At 70.2% G+C, this 23,270-nt stretch carries 23 protein-coding genes and 2 riboswitches; of the genes, 6 read left to right on the top strand and 17 right to left on the bottom strand.

Translation table 11 applies throughout. From position 1 onward, the window contains the following. The first annotated feature begins 3 nt into the window (after positions 1-3). Genes SAZ01S_RS05825 through SAZ01S_RS05805 form a run of 5 tightly spaced genes read left to right on the top strand, consistent with a single transcriptional unit; the run spans position 4 to position 4,721 of the window. Positions 4-987 (top strand): DNA polymerase III delta subunit-related protein, encoded by a 984-nt coding sequence (locus SAZ01S_RS05825; RefSeq protein WP_084580952.1) that lies wholly within the window; start codon positions 4-6, stop codon positions 985-987. Positions 988-1,032: 45 nt separating this feature from the next. Further along, the gene (gene metG, locus SAZ01S_RS05820; protein ID WP_084580950.1) at positions 1,033-2,538 is read left to right on the top strand and encodes a methionine--tRNA ligase; all 1,506 of its coding nucleotides are present in this window, start codon (positions 1,033-1,035) and stop codon (positions 2,536-2,538) included. Continuing rightward, the gene (locus SAZ01S_RS05815) at positions 2,535-3,314 is read left to right on the top strand and encodes a TatD family hydrolase (protein ID WP_084580948.1); all 780 of its coding nucleotides are present in this window, start codon (positions 2,535-2,537) and stop codon (positions 3,312-3,314) included. The genes metG and SAZ01S_RS05815 overlap by 4 nt, the downstream gene beginning before the upstream one ends. A gap of 25 nt (positions 3,315-3,339) precedes the next feature. After that, on the top strand, positions 3,340-4,110 hold the full coding sequence (locus tag SAZ01S_RS05810; RefSeq protein ID WP_084581127.1) for an MBL fold metallo-hydrolase: 771 nt from the start codon (positions 3,340-3,342) through the stop codon (positions 4,108-4,110). Beyond that, positions 4,107-4,721 carry a retropepsin-like aspartic protease family protein gene (locus SAZ01S_RS05805; protein ID WP_084580946.1) on the top strand — a complete coding sequence of 205 codons (615 nt, stop codon included), beginning with the start codon at positions 4,107-4,109 and terminating at the stop codon, positions 4,719-4,721. The genes SAZ01S_RS05810 and SAZ01S_RS05805 overlap by 4 nt, the downstream gene beginning before the upstream one ends. A 90-nt stretch (positions 4,722-4,811) precedes the next feature. Here the strand turns inward: SAZ01S_RS05805 and SAZ01S_RS05800 are convergent, their stop codons facing one another. From SAZ01S_RS05800 to cbiE, 8 genes are read right to left on the bottom strand one after another with little or no spacing between them, the layout of a single operon-like run. Continuing rightward, the gene (locus SAZ01S_RS05800; protein WP_084580944.1) at positions 4,812-5,222 is read right to left on the bottom strand and encodes a DUF1636 domain-containing protein; all 411 of its coding nucleotides are present in this window, start codon (positions 5,220-5,222) and stop codon (positions 4,812-4,814) included. Positions 5,223-5,239: 17 nt separating this feature from the next. Further along, positions 5,240-5,884: a 5,6-dimethylbenzimidazole synthase gene (gene bluB / locus SAZ01S_RS05795; RefSeq protein WP_084580942.1), complete on the bottom strand. Its 645-nt coding sequence runs from the start codon at positions 5,882-5,884 to the stop codon at positions 5,240-5,242. Further along, positions 5,881-6,483: a cob(I)yrinic acid a,c-diamide adenosyltransferase gene (gene cobO / locus SAZ01S_RS05790; protein ID WP_084580940.1), complete on the bottom strand. Its 603-nt coding sequence runs from the start codon at positions 6,481-6,483 to the stop codon at positions 5,881-5,883. The genes bluB and cobO overlap by 4 nt, the downstream gene beginning before the upstream one ends. After that, entirely contained in the window at positions 6,480-7,220 is a 741-nt protein-coding gene (gene cobF, locus SAZ01S_RS05785; protein ID WP_084580938.1) for a precorrin-6A synthase (deacetylating), read from the bottom strand. The genes cobO and cobF overlap by 4 nt, the downstream gene beginning before the upstream one ends. Continuing rightward, positions 7,217-8,533: a cobyrinic acid a,c-diamide synthase CobB gene (locus SAZ01S_RS05780; RefSeq protein WP_084580936.1), complete on the bottom strand. Its 1,317-nt coding sequence runs from the start codon at positions 8,531-8,533 to the stop codon at positions 7,217-7,219. The genes cobF and SAZ01S_RS05780 overlap by 4 nt, the downstream gene beginning before the upstream one ends. After that, the gene (gene cobM / locus SAZ01S_RS05775; RefSeq protein WP_084580934.1) at positions 8,530-9,315 is read right to left on the bottom strand and encodes a precorrin-4 C(11)-methyltransferase; all 786 of its coding nucleotides are present in this window, start codon (positions 9,313-9,315) and stop codon (positions 8,530-8,532) included. The genes SAZ01S_RS05780 and cobM overlap by 4 nt, the downstream gene beginning before the upstream one ends. Continuing rightward, complete coding sequence (locus SAZ01S_RS05770; protein WP_084580932.1) at positions 9,312-9,659, bottom strand: cobalamin biosynthesis protein; 348 nt, start codon at positions 9,657-9,659, stop codon at positions 9,312-9,314. The genes cobM and SAZ01S_RS05770 overlap by 4 nt, the downstream gene beginning before the upstream one ends. Beyond that, complete coding sequence (gene cbiE / locus SAZ01S_RS05765; protein ID WP_084580930.1) at positions 9,656-10,852, bottom strand: precorrin-6y C5,15-methyltransferase (decarboxylating) subunit CbiE; 1,197 nt, start codon at positions 10,850-10,852, stop codon at positions 9,656-9,658. Before cbiE ends, SAZ01S_RS05770 begins: the two co-directional genes overlap by 4 nt. Here cbiE and SAZ01S_RS05760 point away from each other — a divergent pair. Continuing rightward, positions 10,851-11,609, top strand: a complete 759-nt coding sequence (locus SAZ01S_RS05760) for a cobalt-precorrin-6A reductase (protein WP_084580928.1) — start codon at positions 10,851-10,853, stop codon at positions 11,607-11,609. The two genes, cbiE and SAZ01S_RS05760, sit on opposite strands and share 2 nt — an antisense overlap. Here SAZ01S_RS05760 and cobJ read toward each other — a convergent pair. The 9 genes from cobJ to SAZ01S_RS05715 all read right to left on the bottom strand — a co-directional run bounded on the left by cobJ (position 11,576) and on the right by SAZ01S_RS05715 (position 23,230). Then, positions 11,576-12,334, bottom strand: coding sequence for a precorrin-3B C(17)-methyltransferase (cobJ, locus tag SAZ01S_RS05755; protein WP_084580926.1), 759 nt, complete (start codon positions 12,332-12,334; stop codon positions 11,576-11,578). The two genes, SAZ01S_RS05760 and cobJ, sit on opposite strands and share 34 nt — an antisense overlap. Further along, positions 12,331-13,056 carry a precorrin-2 C(20)-methyltransferase gene (gene cobI / locus SAZ01S_RS05750; RefSeq protein WP_084580924.1) on the bottom strand — a complete coding sequence of 242 codons (726 nt, stop codon included), beginning with the start codon at positions 13,054-13,056 and terminating at the stop codon, positions 12,331-12,333. Before cobI ends, cobJ begins: the two co-directional genes overlap by 4 nt. After that, on the bottom strand, positions 13,053-13,682 hold the full coding sequence (locus tag SAZ01S_RS05745; protein ID WP_084580922.1) for a precorrin-8X methylmutase: 630 nt from the start codon (positions 13,680-13,682) through the stop codon (positions 13,053-13,055). Before SAZ01S_RS05745 ends, cobI begins: the two co-directional genes overlap by 4 nt. Continuing rightward, positions 13,682-14,806, bottom strand: a complete 1,125-nt coding sequence (locus tag SAZ01S_RS05740) for a ferredoxin-like domain-containing protein (RefSeq protein WP_084580920.1) — start codon at positions 14,804-14,806, stop codon at positions 13,682-13,684. The genes SAZ01S_RS05745 and SAZ01S_RS05740 overlap by 1 nt, the downstream gene beginning before the upstream one ends. Next, positions 14,803-18,162, bottom strand: a complete 3,360-nt coding sequence (gene cobN, locus SAZ01S_RS05735; RefSeq protein ID WP_084580918.1) for a cobaltochelatase subunit CobN — start codon at positions 18,160-18,162, stop codon at positions 14,803-14,805. The genes SAZ01S_RS05740 and cobN overlap by 4 nt, the downstream gene beginning before the upstream one ends. Positions 18,163-18,176: 14 nt before the next feature. Beyond that, the gene (gene cobW, locus SAZ01S_RS05730; protein WP_084580916.1) at positions 18,177-19,214 is read right to left on the bottom strand and encodes a cobalamin biosynthesis protein CobW; all 1,038 of its coding nucleotides are present in this window, start codon (positions 19,212-19,214) and stop codon (positions 18,177-18,179) included. 184 nt (positions 19,215-19,398) lie between these two features. Then, positions 19,399-19,618, bottom strand: a riboswitch (cobalamin riboswitch). Between the two features lie 18 nt (positions 19,619-19,636). Then, positions 19,637-20,632 (bottom strand): HoxN/HupN/NixA family nickel/cobalt transporter, encoded by a 996-nt coding sequence (locus tag SAZ01S_RS05725; RefSeq protein ID WP_439951216.1) that lies wholly within the window; start codon positions 20,630-20,632, stop codon positions 19,637-19,639. Between the two features lie 204 nt (positions 20,633-20,836). Next, positions 20,837-21,053: riboswitch (cobalamin riboswitch) on the bottom strand. Between the two features lie 52 nt (positions 21,054-21,105). Beyond that, positions 21,106-22,410 carry a DUF5690 family protein gene (locus tag SAZ01S_RS05720; RefSeq protein ID WP_245824634.1) on the bottom strand — a complete coding sequence of 435 codons (1,305 nt, stop codon included), beginning with the start codon at positions 22,408-22,410 and terminating at the stop codon, positions 21,106-21,108. Positions 22,411-22,474: 64 nt separating this feature from the next. Then, entirely contained in the window at positions 22,475-23,230 is a 756-nt protein-coding gene (locus SAZ01S_RS05715; protein ID WP_084580912.1) for an acid phosphatase, read from the bottom strand. Between the last annotated feature and the right edge of the window lie 40 nt (positions 23,231-23,270).

Genomic DNA, 23,270 nt, shown 5'->3' with positions numbered 1-23,270 from the left:
GCCTTGGCCGACGCCCTGATCGGCAACCGCCAAGCCCGCGACGCGCTCGCCGCCGCCATGGCGAGCGGCGCGTTGCACCATGCCTGGCTGATCGCCGGGCCCGAGGGTGTGGGCAAGGGGGGCTTCGCCCGCATCGCCGCCGCGCGGATGCTGGCCGAAGCCGCCGAGCCCGATCGGCTGCTGCCGGGCTGGGACGTGCCGGAGACGACCCGCACCGCCAGCCTGATCGCCGCGGGCAGCCATCCGGACCTCAAGATCCTCGCCCGGCTGCCCAAGGATGCCGACAAGCCCGACGAGGCGCTCGCCCGTTCGATCACCATCGCGCAGGTGCGCAGCCTGCAGCCGCTGTTCGCGACCAAGCCATCGCTGAGCCCGCGCCGGGTGGTGATCATCGATGCGATCGACGATCTCGAGCGGGGCGGCGCCAACGCGCTGCTCAAGAACCTCGAGGAGCCGCCGGCGGGGACCATCTTCCTGCTGGTGAGCCACGCCCCGGGTCGGTTGCTGCCGACGATCCGATCGCGCTGCCGGCTGCTGCGGTTCGAGCCGCTGAGCGATGCCGAGACGACGACGGTGCTCCGCCGCCAGATCCCCGAAGCCAGTGAGATCGAGATCGCCGCGCTGGTCGAAGCCGCCGAGGGCTCGCCGGGGCGCGCGCTGCGCTTCGCCGGGCTCGACCTGTCGGCGCTGGAGGCGGACATGGCGCAGCTGGCCGATCATGGCGATCCGGACAATGCGTTGCGCACGCGCCTCGGCCGCCAGCTCGGCGCCAAGGCCGCGCAGCCGCGCTACGAGGCGTTCCTGGAGCGCACGCCCAGCTTCATCGCCGCGCGGGCGAAGCGGCTGGAAGGCGAGGCGCTGCGGACGGCGCTCGACGCCTATGCCGCCGCGCGCGAACTGGCCGGGGCGGCGCTGGGCCTGTCGCTCGACGCCACCGCCACCGTGTTCGAAATGAGCGGCATTCTCGCGCGGCTCGCCCGCCGCTAAGCGTACAGGTTGCCCGTTGCTGCGCCGCATCCTAAAGCGGCGGGCATGGCTGACCCCTTCTACATCACCACCGCGATCCACTATCCCAACGGCAAGCCGCATATCGGCCATGCCTATGAGATGATCGCTGCCGACGCGATCGCGCGCTTCCAGCGCCAACAGGGTCGCGACGTGTTCTTCCAGACCGGCACCGACGAGCATGGCCTCAAGATGGTGCAGACCGCCCGTGCCCGCGACATGACCGCGCGCGAGCTTGCCGATGAAATGTCGAACCATTTCCGTGTGATGGCGAAGAAACTCGATATTTCGTGCGATCGTTTCATCCGTACCTCCGAGGCCGATCACTACCGCGCCAGCCAGGCGATCTGGGAAAAGATGGCGGCCAAGGGCGACCTGTATCTCGACCGCTACGAGGGCTGGTATTCGGTCCGCGACGAGGCGTTCTACGAGGAGAAGGAGTTGCAGGAAGGGGAAGGGGGGCAGAAGCTCTCGCCCCAAGGCACGCCGGTCGAGTGGACCAAGGAGGAGACGTGGTTCTTCCGCCTCTCGAAGTACCAGCAGCCGCTGCTCGACTTCTACGCCGCCAACCCGGATTTCATCCGCCCGGAATCACGCCGCAACGAGGTGCTGCGCTTTGTTGAGGGCGGGCTGGTCGATCTCTCGGTCAGCCGCACCAGCTTCGACTGGGGCGTGCCGGTGCCCGGTTCGCCGGGGCACGTCATGTATGTCTGGGTCGACGCGCTGACCAACTATCTGACCGGCGCGGGCTTCCCCGACGATGCCGAGCGGCTCGCGCGCTACTGGCCGGCCGACCTGCACCTGATCGGCAAGGACATCGTCCGCTTCCACACCGTCTATTGGCCAGCGTTCCTGATGTCAGCAGACATCGCGCTGCCGAAACAGGTATTCGGCCACGGCTTCCTGCTCAACCGCGGGGAGAAGATGTCCAAGTCGGTCGGCAATGTCGTCGATCCGATGGAGCTTGCCGAGACTTATGGCGTCGACGCGCTGCGCTATTTCCTGCTGCGCGACGTCAGCTTCGGTCAGGACGGCACGTTCAGCGACGAGGCGATCGTCACCCGCGCCAATGCCGATCTTTCGAACAGCTTCGGCAATCTGGCCCAGCGCACGCTGAGCTTCATCGCGAAGAATTGCGAGGGCGCGGTGCAGGCCGGCCGTTCGGAAGACGCCGATGCGGTGCTGCTGACCGAGGTCGACACCGCCTGCGCCGCCTTCACCCGCGCGTTCCAGGATCTGGCGCTCAGCCAGGGCGTCGAGGCCTGGATGACCGGCGTGTTCGCCTGCAACCAGTATATCGACGCGCAGGCACCCTGGACGCTGCGCAAGACCGATCCCGAGCGGATGCACGCGGTGCTCGGCACGCTGCTCAAGGCGATCCGTCGTCTGGGCGTGACGATCGAGCCGGTGGTGCCGACCTCGGCGGCCAAGCTGCTCGCGCAGTTCGGCCCGGACGGCGATGCGGACTTCAAGATCGCACCTCCAACCCCCATCTTTCCGCGACTTGAACTGCAAAGCTCCGAGGACGCATGAAGCTCGCCGACAGCCATTGCCACCTGATCTACAAGGGTCTCGGCGAGCAGCAGCCCGAAGTGCTGGCGCGCGCCCGCGACGCTGGCGTGGTGGCAATGCTCAACATCTCGACCCGCGAGAACGAGTGGGACCAGGTGATCGCCGTCGCCGAGCGCGAGGCGGATGTGTGGGCCAGCGTCGGGATTCACCCGCACGAAGCGGACACGCACCCGCATGTCGACACCGCCAAGCTGGTCGAGCGCGCCCGGCACCCGCGCGTGGTCGGCATCGGCGAGAGCGGGCTCGACTATTATTATGATCACAGCGACCGCGATCGCCAACGGGCGAGCTTCCGCGCGCATCTGGCGGCGTCCCGCGAAACCCAGCTGCCGATCATCGTCCATACCCGCGACGCCGAGGAAGACACCGCTGAGATCCTGCGCGAGGAAATGGGGAAGGGGGCCTTCCCCGGCGTGATCCACTGTTTCACCGCGAGCCGCGCCTTTGGCGAGATCGCGCTGGAACTCGGCTTCTACATATCGATTTCCGGTATCGTGACGTTCAAGAACGCCAAGGACCTGCAGGAAACCGCCGCCGCGCTGCCGCTGGAGCGGTTGCTGATCGAAACCGATGCGCCGTTCCTCGCGCCGGTGCCGCACCGGGGCAAGACCGGCGAGCCGGCCTTTGTAGCGGACACGTGCCGGTTCCTCGCGCAGCTCCGCGGCGAGGATCCCGCGATGCTCGCCGAGGCCACCCGCGCCAACTTCCACACGCTTTTCGCCAAGACGCTGGCGTGACCGGGCAGGGGACCTGCCCTTCGTGCTGAGCATCCGCATCCTCGGCTCGGGAACCTCCTCGGGCGTTCCTCGCATCGGTCCGGATTGGGGGGCGTGCGATCCGAGCGAGCCTCGCAACCGCCGCACGCGCTCCTCGGTGCTGGTGCGCAGCGCCACGACGACGATCCTCGTCGATACCAGCCCGGACATGCGCGAACAGTTGATTGCGGCCGAGGTGGCCGATGTCGACGCCGTACTTTGGACGCACGACCATGCCGATCACTGCCATGGGATCGACGACCTGCGGCAGGTGATGCACGCCCGCAGCGGCACGCCGGTGCGCGGGCTGGCGCGGCCGTTCACGCTTGAACAGCTTGGCAAACGCTTTCCCTATGTCTTTGAAGGCCGAGGAAAATACTATCCACCGGTGGTTGCGATTGAGCCGATGCCGGACAGCTTCTCGATCGGGGACATCGCCGTTCGGGTCGTCGATCAGCCGCATGGTGGTATCACCTCGGCCGGCCTGCGCTTCGAACATGATGGCAAGGCCATCGGCTATGCGACTGATTTTCATGAGATGACACCCGACATGCGGGCGCTCTACACCGGCTTGGACCTGTGGGTGGTCGACGCGCTTCGCCGCGCACCGCACCCGACGCATCCGCATCTCGACGCCGTCCTCGGTTGGATCGACGACCTCGCGCCGATGCGCGCGCGGTTGGTGCACATGGACCATTCGATGGACTATGCGACGCTCCTCGCCGAACTGCCTGCCGGAGTCGAGCCCGGCTATGACGGGCTGGAGTTGTCCGCATGAGCGGCATGCAGGGCGCCAACCTGATCTGGCTGGTCGCGACGCTGGTGCTGGTGATCAGCGCATTTTCGCTCCGTCGCGTGCGCATCGGCCTGGTGCTGCGGGCGGCGCTGGGATGGGCCGCCATCGTGCTGCTCGTGACCGTCGTCGTCGGGCACCGCTACCAGTTGATGGACGCCTGGTCCTGGGTAACCGAGACGTTCGGCCTCGAAGACCAGCGCGTCCAGGGCGACACGGTGCGGGTTCCGATGGGCCCGGACGGACATTTCTGGGTCCGGGCGCGGATCAACGGAGTCGAGCGGAACATGCTGGTGGACAGCGGCGCATCGATCACGGCGATCTCCGAAGCGACCGCCAAGGAGGCCGGGCTGACGATGTCGGAAGGCCTGCCGGCGATCCTCAAGACATCGAACGGCACCATCGCGGCACGGCGCGGCCGCATCGCAACCGTGTCGATCGGATCGCTCGAGACCAGGGATCTGGGCGCGGTGGTCTCGCCGAACTTCGGCAATATGAACCTGCTGGGCATGAACTTCCTGTCCCGGCTGCACGGCTGGCGGGTGGAAGGGCATGTGCTGGTGCTGGAACCGAAGAAGCATGCCGCGTCCAACTGATCTCTCATTTTACATAATATAGATTATCGATTTCTCGTTGGCCGAGACCGGGGGCTCTTGCGATCGCCGCAGCCCGGTCGGTCGTGAACCTCAGCCCTCCACCAACAGCCCCGCTGGCGGCACCCGGACGATGAAATGGCCTTTGACGCCCTGCGGCCACTGCGCGAACGGCACCTTGCCGTGGTCGCTTTCCGCATAGGCCACCGCATAGTCGAGGATGGCCCGCGCGGCGTCGGCATCCGGCGTGAAGCGGCCGAGAACATAGCCGACCTTGTCGGGCGCGCGCAGATGCACCGTGCAATGCGCACTGCACGCGAACAGGCACGGCATCGGCTGGATCGCGATCCCGGCATAGCGCGGGTCGGCGTCGCGCGTCTCCGTCAGCGCTTCGGCGAGCGCCGCGCCGCCACGGCGTCCTTCAGCGTCTTCGCGCGCGTCGGCGCTGAAGCGGCAGGTGTTGCACACGACGATCGCGGGACCGTCTTCAACCGGGATAAGCATCGGAATCTCCTGATAATTCAGCGTTCGAACAGACGGTCGGCGAGTGGCTCGCGCGTCTGCCAGCCCCGGCGTTCGAGTTCTGGGGTGTCGGACGGCGTTTCGGGGTAGCCGAGGCATAGCAAGGCGATCAGCGTCCAGTCCGGCGGCACGTCGAGCAGCGCGGTCACGGCAGCGGGATCGAGGATCGATACCCAGCCCAAGCCAATCCCCCGTGCCCGCGCCGCCAGCCATAGCGTGTGGATCGCGGTGACGCAGGAATAGCGCAGCATCTCCGGCATGGTGGCGATGCCGAGGCCGTGGCCGGCGGTCGCGTGGTCGTCGCAGAACACCGCGAGCAGTTCGGGCGCCTCGCGCAGCCCGTGGAGCTTGAGCGCGCGATACGCCTCGCGCCTCCCCTCCTGCGCATAGCCGGAAGCGGCGCGGGCGTTCTCGGCATCGACATGGCCGGCAAGCGCCTCGCGCAGCGCGGGAGTCCGCAGCCGCACGAAGCGCCAGGGCTGCGCGTTGCCGACCGAGGGCGCGAGCACGGCCGCCTCCAGCAGCGCCGCCATGTCCGCCGGTGCGATCGCCTGCGCGGCGAAATGGCGCACGTCGCGGCGCCAGCGCAGCAGCGTGTCGAACTGGCGGAGGAATGCGTCGTCAAAGGCGGGCGGCGTGCTCAGAACTCGATCCCCGCCTGCGCCTTCACGCCCGAGCGGAACGGGTGCTTGACCTGCGTCATCTCGGTGACCAGGTCGGCGGCCTCGATCAGCGGCTCGGGCGCATTGCGGCCGGTGACGATCACGTGCTGCATCGGCGGCCGCGCGGCGAATACTGCCAGCACCTCGTCGAGCGGCAGATAGTCGTAGCGCAGCGCGATGTTGAGCTCGTCGGCCAGCACCATATCGTAAGACGGATCAGCGATCATCCGCCGGACCTCGTCCCAGGCGGTGCGGGTGACGGCGATGTCACGGGCGCGGTCCTGCGTGTCCCAGGTGAAGCCCTCCCCCATCGGCTTGAACTCGACCTGGTCCGGGAACGCGTCGAACACCGCCTTCTCGCCGGTGCGCATCGCGCCCTTGATGAACTGGACGACGCCGATCTTCATGCCGTGGCCGATCGCGCGGACGACCATGCCCATCGCGGCGCTGCTCTTGCCCTTGCCCTTGCCGGTATGGACAATCAGCAGCCCCTTCTCCTCGGTCTTGGTCGCCATCATCGTCGCGCGGGCGGCCTGGATCTTGCGCATCTTCTCGGCATGCGCTTCGTCGTCGCGGGTCATCGGGGGTCCTTTCGCAGCAGGTAAACGTCCATGATCCAGCCATGGCGGGCACGCAGCGCCGCGCGGGTGGCGAGGATCTTCGGCCCCGCCTCGGCAAGCGGCCCATGCGCGAGCGCCTGCTCCGGCATGCCGAGATAGGCACCCCACCAGATGGTGACGCCTTGGGGGTCGAGCGCCTCGAACGCGCCGCCGGCATCGAGCATCACCACCAGCGAATCGGCGCCATTCGGCCATCCGTGCGCGCGCAGCAGCCGTCCGGTGGTGATCGTCACCGGACCCGCCAGCGGGTTGAGCGGAATGGCATGCGCGGCGGTGAGTGCCTGGATGCTGGTGATCCCTGGCACCACCCGCACGCCCGCGCCGGCGAAGCGCGCCGCGATCCGCAGGCTGCTGTCGTACAGCGAAGGATCGCCCCAGACGAGCAGCGCCACCTTGCCCCCACCCGGCAAGTGCCGGACGATGGCAGTACGCCAGGCCGTGGCGATCGCGTCGTGCCAGTCGTGGACCGCCTGGAGATAGTCGCCCTCCCCCGCCCGCACCGGCATGGCGAAGCTGGCGATCGGCACGTCGCGCGTAAGCACGGCGGCACAGATCGTCTGGCGCAGATCGGCGAGGTCGCGCGCATTCTCCTTGCGCGGTACCAGGATCAGATCGGCGGCATTGAGCGCGTCGACCGCCTCGCCGGTCAGATGCCGCGGATTGCCGGTACCGATGCCGATCAGGTGCAGCGCGATCATGCGGCCGCCGCGATCAGATGGAAGAAACTGCCGGTCACCTGCCCGCGGACCGAACCGGTCTCGGCCACCGGCTTGCCCTCGGCATCGGTGACCACGGCCAGCGGGGCATCGGTCTGCGAGACGATGGTCGAATAGTGGAACTCGTGGCCGGTCAGCCGTGCGCCCGCCGCAATCCCCGCCACGGGGGCGAGCAGCCGGGCCTGGCGATAGCCCAGGTGCATGCGACGCTCGGCGTGGCTGGTAACAAGCCCGAGCAGTCCGGCCATGCGGTGCGTCTCCCCGCTTTTGTCGACCAGCGCCTCGCCCAGCACCATGTATCCGCCGCACTCGCCATGGACGGGCCGGGTTGCGGCATGCGCGCGGAGGCCGGCGAGGAAGCGCGTCGCGGCGGCAATCCTGCCGGCATGGAGTTCGGGATAGCCGCCCGGCAGCCAGACCAGATCGGCGTTCTCGGCAGGTGGCATGTCGGCGAGCGGCGAAAAGGGCAGGATCTCGGCCCCCGCCTGGCGCCACCCGTCGATCAGATGCGGGTAAACAAACGAGAAGGCCGAATCCTGCGCAATGGCGATGCGCTGCGCCGGTGGCTTGGGCAGGCTGGCGGCTGCCGTCGGGGCAAGGGGCGGATGGCAGCTAGCTGCTCCACGCACGGCGGCGAGGTCGACATGTGCCCGCACGAACGCCGCATAGTCGGTGAGCCGCTGGTCGAGATCGGCATGCTCCGCCGCCTGTACCAGCCCGAGATGGCGTTCCGGTAGCATGAGGTCGGCGCGGCGCGGCAATGCACCCAGCACCGCGATGCCGGCCGCTGCCATGCCGGTGCGGACCAGCCGCTCGTGGCGCGGGCTGGCGACGCGGTTGAGGATCACGCCTGCGAACGGCAGTCGGGGATCGAGCCGTGCGAAGCCCGCTGCGGTCGCCGCCGCCGACTGGGCCTGGCCCGACACATCGAGCACCAGCACCACCGGCCAGCCCATCCGCCGCGCGAGATCGGCGGTTGCCCCGGTGCCGGCGGCACCAGGGTGCGCCACGCCGTCGAACAGGCCCATCGAACCTTCGGCGATCACCAGATCGGCCCCCGCCCCGCGCGCCGTGATCGCCGCGAGCATCGCCGCGTCCATCGCCCAGCTGTCGAGGTTGAACGAGGGCCGTCCGGCTGCCGCGCGGTGGAAGGCGGGATCGATATAGTCGGGCCCGTTCTTGAACGGCTGCACCGCCAGCCCGTCCTCGGCGAGCGCGCGCAGCAGCCCGAGCGTCACCAGCGTCTTGCCGCTGCCCGAGGCGGGCGCCGCGACGATCAGGCCGGGCGGGCTCATTCGCTGGTCCCCGCAAAGCGCGAGCCGGAGTCCTGCGGCCGGAATCGCCGGTCATAGCCGGCAGCATAGAGGCTGCTTTCGGCAAAGCCTTGGGCGGCGAGCACCGGCCCTACCAGGATCAGCGCGGTCCGTTCCATGCTGCCGGCGACCGCTGCCTCGACCGTCGCGAGGCTTGCCCGCACGATGCGCTCATCGGGCCAGCTCGCCCGCCACACCACCGCCACCGGGCAGTCCGCGCCATAGGCCGGCAGGAGATCGACGACCACGGTGGCGAGATTGTGGATCGACAGGTGGATCGCCAGCGTCGCGCCGCTCAGTGCGAAGTTGGCCAGCCGCTCGCGTTCGGGCATGCGGCTCGCGCGACCCGGCGTGCGAGTGAGCACGAGCGATTGCCCAAGCTCGGGAAGCGTCAGCTCCGCCTCCAGCGCCGCGGCGGCGGCGGAGAAGGCGGGTACGCCCGGCGTGACGGTGAATGGAATGTCCAGCGCGCGCAAACGGCGCAGCTGCTCGCCCATCGCCGACCAGATCGAAAGATCGCCCGAATGGAGCCGCGCGACATCCTGGCCGGCGGCGTGCGCGGTGACGATCTCGGCGAGGATCGCGTCAAGATCCATCGGCGCGGTGTTCACGATCCGCGCACCCGGCGGGCAATGGGCGAGGATCGCCTCCGGGATCAGCGATCCGGCGTAGAGGCAGACCGGGCTGGCCGCGATCAGGTCGCGCGCGCGCAGGGTCAGCAGGTCGGGCGCGCCGGGGCCGGCGCCGATGAAGTGGACGGTCATGCAGAAGTTCCTTGGGCGATGGCGCAGGTCGCCATCCGATCGGGGGAGATGCACCGCGCGACAAGCAGCCGGGCACCCGCGCCCGCGGCCGCGAGCGCAGCCGCCTCGGCAACGCTGCCGGTACCGCGTGCGGCGAGGCTGGCGGCCGAACGGGTCGGCGTCGCAATGTCATCCAGCGCGTTCACGCCAAGCATCGGCAGGCCGAGTGCCGCCAGCAGCGGCAGCTTGTCGGCAAGCGTCGCAACATGGGTGACGGGCGGTGCGCCGGCCTGCGCCAGCGCGAGTGCAGAGCGCAATGACGCCGGCGTTGCGCCGGTGCGATAGCCAAAGCCCGCGACGATCATCGCGTGACGCTCCACTGCACGACCGGATAGCGCGACCGCCAGCCATGGCGCTGCCCCAGCGGCACGGCGTCGGCGAGCTCGATCCGCAGCAGCGCGCCGCCGCGCGCCGCCTGCCAACTGGCCAGCAGCGCTTCGGACTCGAGCGTCACGGCGTTCGCCACCAGACGCGTGCCGCCCGGGATGCAAGTCCACAGTGTATCGAGCAGCGCCTGTGAGAGCCCCCCGCCGACAAAGACCGCGTCGGGCGCGTCCACCGGCAGGCACGCCGGCGCGCGGCCGGTTTCCACCCGCAGCCGGTCTACCCCGAGCGCCAGTGCATTGGCCCGCGCGCGATCGGCGCGCACCGGATCGGCCTCGATCGCCACGGCGCGGTTGGCGGGATGGGCGAGCAGCCATTCGATCCCGATCGATCCCGATCCGGCGCCGATGTCCCAGAGCAGCTCACCCGGTCGGGGCGCCAGCGTGGACAGGGTGAGCGCCCGGATGGCCCGCTTGGTGAGTTGCCCGTCCGAGGCGAACCATGCGTCGTCGCGCCCGCTGACCAGGGGGAGTACCGCCCCCTCGCCCGCCACGTCGATGCCCACCGCCACCGGATGCGCGACGTCGTCCAGCGCGAAGTCGCTCGCCAGGGTCCGGCGAACCCGCTCGCGCGGGCCGTTCAGCGCCTCCAAGATGTGCAGGGTCGAGGGGCCGAACCCGAGTGCCGCGCAATAGCCCGCCAGCATCCCCGCCGCCGCGCCGTCGCGCACCAGCACCAGCAGCCGCTGCCCCGGCGCGAGATGCGGGCGCAGCCGCTCGATCGGCGCGGCGTGCAGCCCCAGGCAGATCGTCTCCTGCAAGGCCCAGCCCAGTCGCGCCGCCGCCAGCGCGAAGCTCGACGGCGCCGGATGCGCCACCCATTCGTCGCGCGCGAGGTGCCGCGTCACGCTGGAGCCCGCCCCGAACCAGAACGGGTCGCCCGAGGCGAGCAGCACCACGCGCTGGCCGCGCTGCGCGAGCAGCAGCGGGATGCCGTCGGCGAACGGGACTGGCCATTCGATCCATTCGCACCTAAGCCCCGGCACGAGCGCGCGGTGGCGGGCAGCCCCCATCACCAGTTCAGCGCCGTCCAGCGTCGCGCGCGCGGCCTGGGAGAGCCCCTCCACCCCATCCTCGCCGATACCGAGGATCGTCAGCCAGGGAAGGTCAGCCATGCCGAACGTCCTGCTGCTGGGCGGCACCACCGAAGCGAGCGCGCTGGCACGACTGCTGGCGGCGCGTGGGATAGCGGCGACGCTCAGCTATGCCGGCCGAACCGAACATCCCCGGCCGCAGCCGATCCCGGTGCGCGTCGGCGGCTTTGGCGGCGTGGCCGGTCTTGCCGCCCATCTGCGCGACCAGGGCATCACCCATCTGGTCGATGCCATCCATCCCTTCGCGGCGACGATGAGCGCCAACGCCGTCGCGGCGGCGGAAGCGGCGGGCGTGCCGCTGCTCGCTCTCACCCGCCCGGCCTGGCGTCCAGGCGAAGGCGATCGCTGGCGGCATGTGCCGGACGTTGCGGGCGCCGTGGCAGCACTGGAGGGCCCCGCGCGGCGCGTCCTGCTCGCCCTGGGCCGCCAGCATGTCCACGCCTTCGCCGCGCAGCCGCAGCATCATTACGTGCTGCGCTTCGTCGACGCGCCGCCCGCACCGCCGCCGCTCCCCGACCATCATCTGCTCGTCGATCGCGGACCGTTCACCCCCGAGGGCGACCGTGCGCTGATCGAGACGCACCGCGTCGATCTCGTCATCTGCAAGAATGCCGGGGGCAGCGGCGCCGAAGCCAAGCTGATCGCCGCCCGTGCACTGGGGTTGCCGGTGCTGATGATCGACCGCCCGGCCCTGCCGCCGCGGCGCGAAGTCTCGTCCCCCGAAGCGGTGCTCGACTGGCTCGCTCATACGCCGTCGCCCGCGAAGCGCGGGGTGTAGAGGATCGGTTGCCCCGGCCGCGCGATCACCCGCGTCTGGCTGGAGCCGAGGATGACGAGCGTGCGCATGTCGGCCATCTCCGGCCGCGCCTCGCCCAGCGTGACGATCCGCAATGCCTCGTCCGGCGTGGACACCGCGCGGGCGAACAGGATCGGGCGATCCGCGCCACAAGCGTCGCGCAGGATTTCCAGCACGCGGGCAAAGCCTTCGGGGCGCGCCTTCGAGCGCGGGTTGTAGAACGCCATGGCGAAATCGGCATCGACGGCCAGGCGCAGCCGTTTTTCGATCAGCGCCCAGGGCTTGAGGTTATCGGAGAGGTTGATCGCGCAGAAATCATGGCCGAGCGGTGCACCCGCCCGCGCACTCGCTGCAAGCATGGCGGTGATGCCGGGCAGCACCCGCACGTCCAGCGCGCGCCAGTCTGGCGGGCCCGCCTCCAGCGCCTCGAACACCGCCGACGCCATCGCAAAGACGCCGGGATCGCCAGAGGACACGACGACGACGCGCCGGCCCTCCTCCGCGAGCCGCAGGGCGAGCGAGGCGCGGTCCAGCTCCACCCGGTTGTCCGAGGGATGCAGCCGAAGCCCGTCCCGCGGCGCGACCCGGGCGACATAGGGGATGTAGCCGACCACATCGGTCGCCTCGGCCAGGGCGGCGGTCACCTCGGGCGTCACCAGCGCATCGTCGCCCGGCCCCAGCCCGGCAATGGCGAGCCAGCCGCTCATGGGCGGCGCCCCCGGCCATGGATCAGCAGGATGGCGAAATAGGGGGTAACGCTGGTCGCCTCGGCCAGCGGCGTCACGCGCTGTTCCGGCATGGCGGCATGCTCGACCAGCCAGGCTTCCGCCTCGCGACCGGCGGCCGTCACCGCGCGGCGGAGCTTGGCGAGGTTGCGGCCGATCTTCATCACCACCAGCGCGTCGGTATCGCGGATGCGGCGGGCGAGTTCGTCCTCGGGCAGCGTCGCCATCGCGATCGTCAACACGTCGTCGCCCCAGGTGATCGGCTGGCCGGTCGCGTTCCACGCGCCCGCCATGCCGGTGATTCCCGGCACCACCGCCACCGGCGCCTTGCCCGACAGCCGGGTGTGGAGGTGCATGAACGAGCCGTAGAAGAAGGGATCGCCCTCGCACAGCACGACCACGTCCTCGCCAGCCTCGGCCAATGTCAGCAGCCGATCGGTGCACTCGGCATAGAAGGCGGAGAGGCAGGCGTTGTAGCGCGGGTCGCTGACCGGGATTTCGGTGGTCACCGGATATTCCATCGGCAGCTCGATGGCGTCTGCCCGTAACATCCCCTCGGCGATCCGTCGCGCCTGGCCCGGCCGCCCCGCCTTGCGGAAATAGGCGACATGCCGCGCGCCGCGTACCAGCCGGTCCGCGCGGACGCTGAGCAGATCGGGGGCACCGGGGCCGAGGCCGACGCCGTGGATGGTTCCCATGCTCATTCGGCGCGGTTCGCCAGCGCGTTGATCGCGGCGACGGTGATCGCGCTGCCGCCCAGCCGACCCTCGACGATGCAGCACGGCACCGGCGGTGCCGCCCACAATGCTGCCTTCGATTCCGCCGCGCCGACAAAGCCGACCGGACAGCCGATGATCGCCGCCGGTTGCGGGCAGTGCGGATCCTCGAGCATGTTGAGCAGGTGGAACAGTGCGGTGGGCGCGTTGCCGATCGCGACCACCGCGCCGGCAAGATGCGGCCGCCAGAGCTCGAGCGCGGCGGCCGAGCGGGTATTGCCCATCGCCGCGGCGAGATCCGCCACCTGCGGATCGTGGAGCGTGCACAGCACCGCGTTGCGCGCGGGCAGCCGTGCGCGGGTAATCCCCTCGGATATCATCCGTGCGTCGCAGAGGATCGGCGCGCCGTCCGCCAGCGCGGCGCGGGCAGTGGCGGCGAAGCCGGCGGAGAACCTGATCTGCGGTGCGAGCGCGACCATCCCCGCTGCATGGATCATCCGCACCGCCACCGGCTCCTCCTCCGTCGAAAAGCGGGCGAGATCGGCCTCGGCGCGGATGATCGCGAAGGACTGGCGGTAGATGGCAGCGCCATCGGTTTCGTAGCTATGCGGCATCAATCGGTTCCAAACAGGGAAAGCAGCGCGTCGGCGTCGAGCCCGGCGTGCAGCGCGGGCGCATCGGCGCGGGCATTGAAGGCAAGGTCATGCCGGCCGGCGCGGCCGGTTACCGTCACGTCGCTCGGCTGGGCGCGGGCACAGCCCTTGGCGCAGCCCGACACGTGCAACCGGCCCGACACCAGCGGCGCGAGGCGCCGGGCCAGCCTGCGGGTCTCGATGCTCGCCTGCGGGCAGGCCGGCGCACCGAAACAGGCGTCAACGTCGAGCAACCTATCGGCAGCGTCGGAGGTCAGCGCGGGGTGGGTCACCGCCGCGCCCTCGGCGAGCAGCAGCCGCCATGGGGTCACGCGGACCGCCGCAACGCCCTGCCCGGCAAGATCGCCAAGCACGTCCGCACGCAACTGCCCGAACGGCGCACCCAGTACGGATCCGAGCGGATGCGTACCCGGCTGGACCCGCGGGCGCGGTGCCGCCGGCGCGATTTGGCATGCGGCCCAGTCCGGCAGCGGAGCGGCGTGCCGCGCCATCCGCCCGGCCGCCACGCCGCCCGTCTCGACGAACCAGCGGGTGATGCGCAGCAGCGCCGCCGCCTCGTCCCCGGTCGCGATTGGCGTTCCCGTCGCCTGCTCCTCCAGACGCAGGATCAAGGTACCGGCGATACTGCGCTCGATCCGGAAGTCGCCGGGCGCGCCCGACAGGATCGGTGCGTCGCCCGCATCGATCACCAGCCCCACCTTGCCGGGCAGCGCTGGCAGTTCGTCGATCCGCGCCAGCAGGTCGCACGCGATCCGATGGGTGTCGTCCCCCGGCGCCCAGTCCGGCGCGACCAGCAGCGTGCGCCGCAGCTCCCGCACCGGGTCCGCATCAACGAGCTCGAGGGCGATCAGCCGCTCCAGCAGTGCCGGCCATGCCGCCTCGCTGACCCCGCGCAGTTGCAGATTGCCCCGGCTGGTCAGGTCGATCAGGCCGTTGCCATGCGCGACGGCGGCCTCGGCAAGGCCCTGCATCTGTGCTTGGTCGATCCGCCCCAGCCGCGGCTTGACCCGCACCAGCAGGCCATCGCCCGCCACCATCGGCCGCCACGCATCGGGGCACCAGCCGCGCACCGCAAAGCCGCTCATGCGCCCGTCCCCAGGCTGGCGAGGATCGAGTTGCGCCGCGTCTGCCACAGGCCGGCGGCATGCAACGCCGCGAACCGCGCCTCCATCGCCGCCAACGCGGCCGGGTTTGCATCCGCAAGAAAGGCGCGGACCGTCGGATCCCCCAGCGTGGCGTCATGGTAGAGATCGAACAGCTGCGGCGGCACCGCGCCGGCGAGATGGGCGAAGCTGCCGAGATGGTCGAGCGTCGCCGCGATTTCGGCCGCGCCACGGAAGCCGTGGCGGCGCATCCCCGCGATCCATGCCGGATTGGCCGCTCGCGCGCGCACCACGCGGGCAAGCTCCTCGGTCAGCGGGCGGGCGACCGGCCGTGCGGCATCGCGGGCGTCGAGATGGTAGAGTGTCGCCTCGCCGCCCGTCAGCGCCTTGGCGGCGGCGAAGCCGGCTTCGTGCGCCGCATAGTCGGCGGCGAGCAGCAGGTCGGTTTCGGGCAGGTCCTGGAGATGGACGAAGGCGTCGGCCGCGGCCACCCGCGTGCGGATGCCCATCAGGTCCGAGACCGCGTCACCGCCGTCAAGCGCGTGTGCCGATGCTGCCAGCCATGCCTCCCCCGCCTGTCGCCGGGCATCTTCCGTATAGGTCTCGGCAGCAGCACCGATGCCCAGGCCGTAGCTGCCCGGCTGCGGCCCATAGACGCGGGGCGCCGGGTCCTGACCGGCAAAGGGGTTCCATTCCGGCCCCTCGTCGCGCGCCGCCAGCGCCCGCACGGCTTGGCCGAAGAGCTGCGGCAACACCGGGAAGGCGTCGCGGAACAGGCCCGAGACGCGCAGGGTCACGTCGATGCGCGGTCGATCGAGCATCGCGATCGGCAGGATTTCGATGCCCGTCACCCGCTCCGATCCGCTGTCCCATAGCGGCGCGGCGCCAAGCAGGTGCAGCGCCATCGCGAACTCCTCGCCGGCGGTCCGCATCGTCGCCGATCCCCACAGGTCGACCACCAGCCCCTTGGGATAGTCGCCATGGTCCTGGAGGTGGCGGCGGACCAGTTCGTCGGCAAGCACGATGCCCTGTGCGTGGGCGGCGCGCGAGGGCACCGCGCGCGGATCGATCGCGTAGAGGTTGCGGCCGGTAGGCAGCACGTCGTGCCGGCCGCGAAAGGGCGATCCCGACGGTCCGGCCGGGACCCGTGCGCCGGCCAGCCCCGCCTGGAGCCCGGCGCGCTCGGCCGCCCCGCACGTACCCTGCCCGAACACGTGCAGCCCGTCGCCGAACTGCGACTCCTTCACGTCGCACACGAAGCGGTCGATCCGGGTGACGGCCTCGGCGGCGCTGGTGGCCCCGTCAAGGCCCAGCTCCGCCTCGAGCCCGGCGGCACGCGCTTCTTCGCAGATCGCGGCCTGCAGCCGATCGCGACGCGCCGGGTCGAGCCCGACCGCATTGGAAAACTCGTCGAGCAGCGCCTCGATCCGGGCGAGCCCCGCGCCGGTGTCGGCGGTCTTCAGCGGCGGCGGCAGGTGCCCGACGGTCACCGCGCCGGTACGCCGCTTGGCCTGGGCGGCCTCGCCAGGGTCGTTGACGATGAACGGGTAGAGGATCGGCAATCCGCGGGTCAGCGCCTCCGGCCAGCAGCTGTCCGAAAGCGCGACCGCCTTGCCGGGGAGCCATTCGAGCGTCCCGTGCGCGCCGATATGGACCAGCGCATCGATGCCCTGCGCGCGCAGCCACAGGTAGAAGGCCACATAGGCATGGCGGGGCACGCGCGTGACGTCGTGATAGCTGGCATCGCGCTCGGCGGGGTCGCCCCGCTCCGGCTGGAGCGCGACCAGCAGTCGGCCAGCGACAATGGCAGGGAAGTCGAAGCACCCGTCGCGGAGCGCGGGGTCGTCTTCGGGTGGTCCCCAATGCCGTTCCAGTTCGGCGGCAAGCGCCGCGGGCATCTCGGCCAGCGCCGCGCGATAGGCGGCAAGCGGCCAATGCAGCGTCTCCGCCTGCAGGCGCGCAGCGAGCGCCTCGATCGGCTCGCCCAGATCGGCGGCGATTGCCTCGGCGGACGCAAGCGCATCGAGGCCGACGGCGTGCGCCAATTGGTAGCTTTTGCCGGGATAGGTGGAGAGCAGCAGCGCCAGACGCCGCGCCGCGCCCGGCTTGCCGCAGAGCGCAATCCAGCCGGCGACCCGCGTCACAATCGCCCCGATCCGTTCGGGATCGGCGTGGTGGCGGATGCGCGCGAAGCCGAGATCATCGTCGCGCGGATCGGCCTGCTTGAAGCTGGCGACCCCGGCAAAGATGCGTCCGTCCACCTCCGGCAATACCACGTGCATCGCCAGATCGGCGGGGGAGAGGCCGCGATCGGCCCCCGCCCATGCCTCGCGGGAAGCGGTGGCCAGCGCGATCTGGAACACCGGCACGCCGGCGCCATCAAGCGGCGACTTCCCCGCCGCGTCGCGGGCGGAGAACGCGGTAGCGTTGACGATCGCGGCGGGCGCGAACCCGCGTACCCAGGCCTCCACCTGCACACGGGCATCCGGCGCCTTGAGCGATGGCACGAAGATCGACAGCGTGTCGAAGCCGCGCTGCTCGAAGGCATGGTGGAGCGCGACAAAGGGATCGACGTCGCAGGCGGCGAGATAGGAGCGGTAGAAGACAATCAGCACCAACGGTCGGCCGGTGCGGGTCCAGCCTTGCCGATCCGCGTCCCCACGTACACCGTCATCCCCGCGCAGGCGGGGATCCATTTGCCAGGACGCTGTGGGCGGGAGCCGAAGGCTTCCCATCAATGGATCCCCGCCTTCGCGGGGATGACCGATGGGGGAGCAGAAGGCGCCGTGCAACGGATGCCAGAGGCCGAACGCCGGCAGCGGCGTGTACGTCGCGGGGGCGGTCGATCCAATGCCCGCCGCCCCCGCCAGTACCCCCAGCGCCGCGCGCGCCGCTGCCGCCCCGCCGGCATCGCACAATCCAGCCAGCTCGCGCAGCACCGCCACCGATACGGTGGACGCAGCATCCAGGCGCTCGTCCGCACGCCCGTCCGCCGGTAGTACCGCCAGCGCGATCCCCCGCTCCCGCGCCAACGCCTCGACCTGCTGAAGCCCGTAGCTCCAATAAGCCATGCCACCGATCAGCCGGATCAAGATGCCCCTCGCGTCCGCCAGCGTCCGCTCGACATAGGTGTCGACCGACAAGGGGTGCATCAGCGCCGCGAGGTTCGCCAGCCGGAGCGACGGCAGCCGGTCCCGACCCGCCTGCCACGCCGCGGCGAACGCGCCGAGGTCGCTGTCGGAAAAGGACAGCACCACCAGGTCCGCGGGCGACTGCCCGAGGTCCTGGGGCACGGCGTTTTCCTCCAGCCCGTGCGTTTCGCGGAACAGGATGTGCATCGCGGCGGCCTGTCTCAGCCGGCCAGCACCGCGCGGAAGGCGTCGGGGTTCACATCGTCATGCTCGGCGATCGCGACCAGCGCGGTGCCGCGCGGCTCGCCGGGGCGCCAGGGCCGGTCGTACTGGTGCCGCACCCGCGCGCCGACCGCCTGCACCAGCAGCCGCATCGGCTTGCCCGTCACCGCCGCATAGCCCTTCACGCGCAGCACCTTGTGCTCGCGGGCCAGCCGCTCGATGCGGGCGACCAGTTCGGCGGGATCGGCGATCTCGCCGAACGTCACGACCGTGCTGTCGAAATCCTCATGCTCATGGTCGTCGGCGCCATCATGATGCGAGGGGCGCCCGGCGAGATCGTCCTCGGCGGCAGCCCCCAGCCCCAGGATCACGCGCGGGTCGATCGCGCCTTCGCGGATCTCGACCACCGGCACGGGCCGCGGCGCCTCGGCAGCGATCACCGCGCGCGCGGCGGCGACGCCGTCCGGGCCGGCCAGATCCACCTTGGTCAGCAGCACCATGTCGGCGCAGGCGAGCTGGTCCTCGAATACCTCCGCAAGCGGCGTCTCGTGATCGATACCCGGATCGGCGGCGCGCTGCGCTTCCAGCGCCGCCAGATCGGGGGCGAACCGGCCTTTGGCGACCGCCTCGGCATCGGCCAGTGCGAGTACGCCGTCCACCGTGATCCGGCTGCGGATCGCCGGCCAGTCGAACGCCTTGAGCAGCGGCTTGGGCAGGGCGAGACCGGAGGTCTCGATCAGGATGTGGTCGGGGCGCGGCGCCAGCGCCAGCAGCCGCTCGATCGTGGGGATGAAATCGTCGGCGACGGTGCAGCAGATGCAGCCATTGGCCAGCTCGACGATATTCTCCGCCGGGCAATCGGGGATCGCGCAGGATTTGAGGATCTCGCCATCGACGCCGAGCGTGCCGAATTCGTTGACGACCACCGCCAGGCGGCGGCCTCCTGCGTTCTGGATCAGGTGGCGAATCAGCGTGGTCTTGCCGGCGCCGAGAAAGCCGGTGACGATGGTGACGGGGACCTTGGCAAGGTCGGTCATGAACTCTTCCCCCCGCGCCGGAGCGACCAGGCGGGGGCTTGCCGGACAAGCGTCCAGCCGGCGCGCGACGACGGGCGGGCGCGAAGGACGCCCGACACCACGCGAACGTGCAGCCCCAGCCGCACAGCTTCGTCGCTCGAACGGAAGCAGATACCGTGCCGCGGCCATCCCCTGGACCAAGGCAAGAGCGACCGTTGCGCCGGCAGGTCTCCTGGCTTGCGGGTCACGGCACGCTGCACGCCTTCCCAGGCCTTGCCGGCCCAGTGGCTGCCCCTCGCATGGAGGCCAGTGCATCGCGCTATCCGCTCACAGTTGCAGGGACAGCCGCGGATTTGGGGATCGCTCCCCGCACCGCATTCCCGATTAAGCCCGTTCTACCGGGCACCGGCGCGATCTTCGAAGGCAAGCCTTCGCCCGTTGCTCTAGCCGCGCACCTCGATCTCGTCCAGCCTCTGCCAGCGATAGATGGCGAAGCTCACCAGCCAGCAGCCGACGAACAGGCCGATGATCGCGAAGCCAAGGCCGTTGAAGTGCGCGCCTAGCTCGGCGGCGAGCCCGAAGGCACCGCCGGTCCAGCCCATCTTGTCGCCGATCAGTGCCAGCGTCTCGATCCCGCCGATCACGATCGCGACGAGCGCCGAGACCAGCGTGATGGTGACGTTGTAGTAGAGCTTGCGGATCGGCTTGACGAATGCCCATTGATAGGCGCCGAGCATCACCACCCCGTCGAGCGTGTCGACCAGCACCATGCCGACCGCGAACAGCGCCGGCAGCACCAGCAGCGTGCCGAGCGACATGCCCTGCGCCGCCTGCCCCGCCGACATGCCGAGGATCGCTACCTCGGTCGCGGTGTCGAACCCCAATCCGAACAGGAAGCCGAGCGGCGCCATGTGCCAGCTCTTGCCGACCAGCCGGAACATCGGCCCGAACAGCTTCGACAACGGCCCCCTCGACGCGAGCAGCAGGTTCAGGTCGTCCTCTACATAGGCGCCGCCCGCGCGAACGTGCCGGAACGTCTTCCACACGCTGTGCAGGATGACGAGGTTCATGCCCGCGATCGCGAACAGGAACAGCGCCGAGACGCCCGTGGCGATCACGCCGCCCGTCTCCTTGAGCGCGCCCATCCCGGCCAGCGCATGGGTGGTGAGCGCGATGCCGGTCGACGCGATGGCGATGATCCCCGAATGGCCGATCGCGAACCACAGGCCGGTGGCGATCGGCCGCTGGCCGTCGTTCATCAGCTTGCGGGTGACGTTGTCGATCGCGGCTATGTGATCGGCGTCGACGGCGTGGCGCAGCCCCAGCCCCCAGGCGAGCAGCGCAGTGCCCAGCATCAGCGGCTGGGCATGGAACAGCGTGAACGCCCATCCCCAGGCGGCGACATTGGCCACGATGAGCCCGCCGAACAGCAGGGCCACGCGCGACCGCAAGGATAGAAAGGACAAGCACCATACTCCGGCGGCGTCGTGCGACTTGGCCGGGGCCCACCGCGAACGGCCGGCCCCGCACCCCGGCCGGACGCTTCCCAAGCGACCGGGCCACGCGACCACGAGCGGCCCCCGCCGCTCCATGCGTCGCTCAGACGGAGTACACCGTGCCGCGGCCATCCCCTGGGCCAGGGCAAGAGCGACCGGACGCCGGCAGGTCTCCTGGCTCGCGGGTCATGGCGAACGGCACGCCTTCCCAGGCCCGAAGGCCCAGTGGCTGCCTCTCGATCGGAGGCGAGTGCCGCACGCTATCCGCTCACAGTTGCAGGGACAGCCGCGGATTTGGGGAGCAGGCTCCCCGCACCGCATTCCCGATTAAGCCTCTTTCGAAGCACCGGCGCGATCATTGGAAGCGCCCGCAAGCGGACGCCTGCCGAACTGTCTAGGAGACGACGCGCCCCGGATCAACCGCGGCGCGCGAGCCCCGTCGCGTCGCCCGCCGACCAGCGCTTGCGCAGGAACTGCACCGCCGAGATGCTCGTCAGCACGGCCACCAGCAGGGCGGTCGCCTGGCAGCAGATCGCAAAGAAGCGCAGCCAGTCGAGTTGCGGCGCGCCGAAGCTGTGGACAAGCAGCAGCGCCACGCTGCCGACATAACCCGAGGAATCGGCAACGTAGATCAGGAAGCCGGCATTCGCCGCGGTGCCGATGGTCGCGACCATGCGATCGAACAGCATCGCGTTGAACGGCGTATAGGCGAGGTAGAGCCCGGCGCCGGTGAGCGTGATCCAGGGCAGTCCTCCGATCAGCCGAGCCTCGAACGCGAGGGTCGACGCCGCCAGCAGGAGCGCGCCCGCCACGATCATGCCGTGCATCGCGAGCAGCGCGCGGAGATTGTCGCGCACCAGCATCAGCAGCGCCAGCGACCCCAGCGTCAGTAGCGCGACCGGCAGTTCGCTCGCCGCGAACACGCTGGCCTCGCCGCCATAGCCGAGCCCCGCCCAGATCTCGGCGGCGAAATTGTCGCGGATGTCGCGCAGTGCCGTGAGCGCGACATAGCCGAGCACGAGCAGCAGCAGCGTGCCGCCATGTGACCGCAGGAAGGCGGTGCGCTCGGCAGCGCCCATCGGCACCCGCACGGTCCGCTCCGCCTCGTCGCGTGCATCGGGCGGCGGCAGGCGTTCGAGCTGCCAGAGCGACAGGAACAGGACGGGCGTGAAGACCAGGCCCGTCGCCGCCGGCATCCACAGCTCCGGGACGCCGGCTCCCATCAGCAACGTCGCTACCGACTTGACCACGCCCGAGGCGAGGATGAAGCTGGCGCAGAGCATCGAGCCGAGCAGCTCGGACACGCGACGCCCTTCGACATAGCTGAACACCAGCCCCCAGATCAGCCCGAGCGGCAGGCCATTGAGGAACAGGCAGGCGACGTTCCACGGCGCTGGAATGAGCGCGAACAGGATCAGCGCCACCCAGGATGCGCCGATCAGCATCAGGATCTGCCGCGCCCGGCCATGTCGGCCGCTCTCCGCGATCACCCGAACCCCGATCAGCTTCGACAGCGCATAGCCGATGACCTGGGCGATCAGCAGCGCGCTCTTGTAGTCGATCGCGAAGTGCCAGCCCGCCACGTCCGCATAGGTCGCCGCCGCGAACGGCTTGCGGAAGGCGTACATCGCGAAATAGGCGCTGAACGCAGCAAGGCCGCCCAGCATCAGCATCGCGTTGGAGTTGGTTGGCCGCGCGGTCGCGTCGCCTGCACCCTGCATCCCGAATCCCCTTGGAATTGGTCCGCTATTGGCGTCGCACCGCGACGGCTTCATGACACCGACGTCACCACGGGCGCACGGCGAGCGCGGCGCGTTCGGCTGCGCATTGCTGCGCATCCGGGCGCGGCGCCGTGGCACGAAGCCGCGCGACTTCGGCACGGGCGGCCTCGAGATCCTTCCGGAACGACGCAGAGGTCTGCAGCACCGCGAACACGGACGCGCCGGCGAGATACCCCGCCTCGACCGCGCTCCTGCTGTGCGAACCGCAGATCGCCCGGCTTTCGCCGTACGCGCGGCCGCGCGCCAGGATCGCGCTCGCATGATCGGGCATCACCTCGGCCAGGATCTGCGCCTCCAGCCAGCCATTGGCGGTGTGGCCCGACGGATAATCGCCGTTGCCGGCGAGGTGCGCCGTCTTCGCTTCGCAGATCGGGCCGTCTTCGCGCAGATAGGGACGCGGCGTCTGATAGGCCGACTTGACCGTGCTGACGACCGGACCGGTTCCGGCATGCGCGATCAGCCGTGCCAGCGCCGGTGCGTGCGCGGCATCGAGCACCATGCCCATCGCGCAGGCGTTCCGCGCCAGCGGATTGTTGGTGACGTCGTCGGTCGCGATCTTCCAGCGCGGGCTGCCGACCAGCGCCCGGGTGTCGCGAAAGATCTTCATGTCGAGCGCCGCCGCGGCACTGTCCGGCGCCGGCGGCGGCGGCAGGATCGCCATGCCGTCCGGATATTGATCGGGTGTGAGATAGGGAGCGTTGTCGCTCGCTTGGGGTGCCGCCAGCATGAGGGCCGCGGCGGTGAGGAGCGCGCGAATCATGCGTGCCCCCGTCCATCGGCAGGCAGGCCCGCAAGGAAAC

This window comes from Sphingomonas azotifigens NBRC 15497, assembly GCF_002091475.1.
Classification (GTDB): Bacteria; Pseudomonadota; Alphaproteobacteria; order Sphingomonadales; family Sphingomonadaceae; genus Sphingomonas; species Sphingomonas azotifigens.
This window is presented reverse-complemented; position numbering and strand designations above follow the sequence as displayed.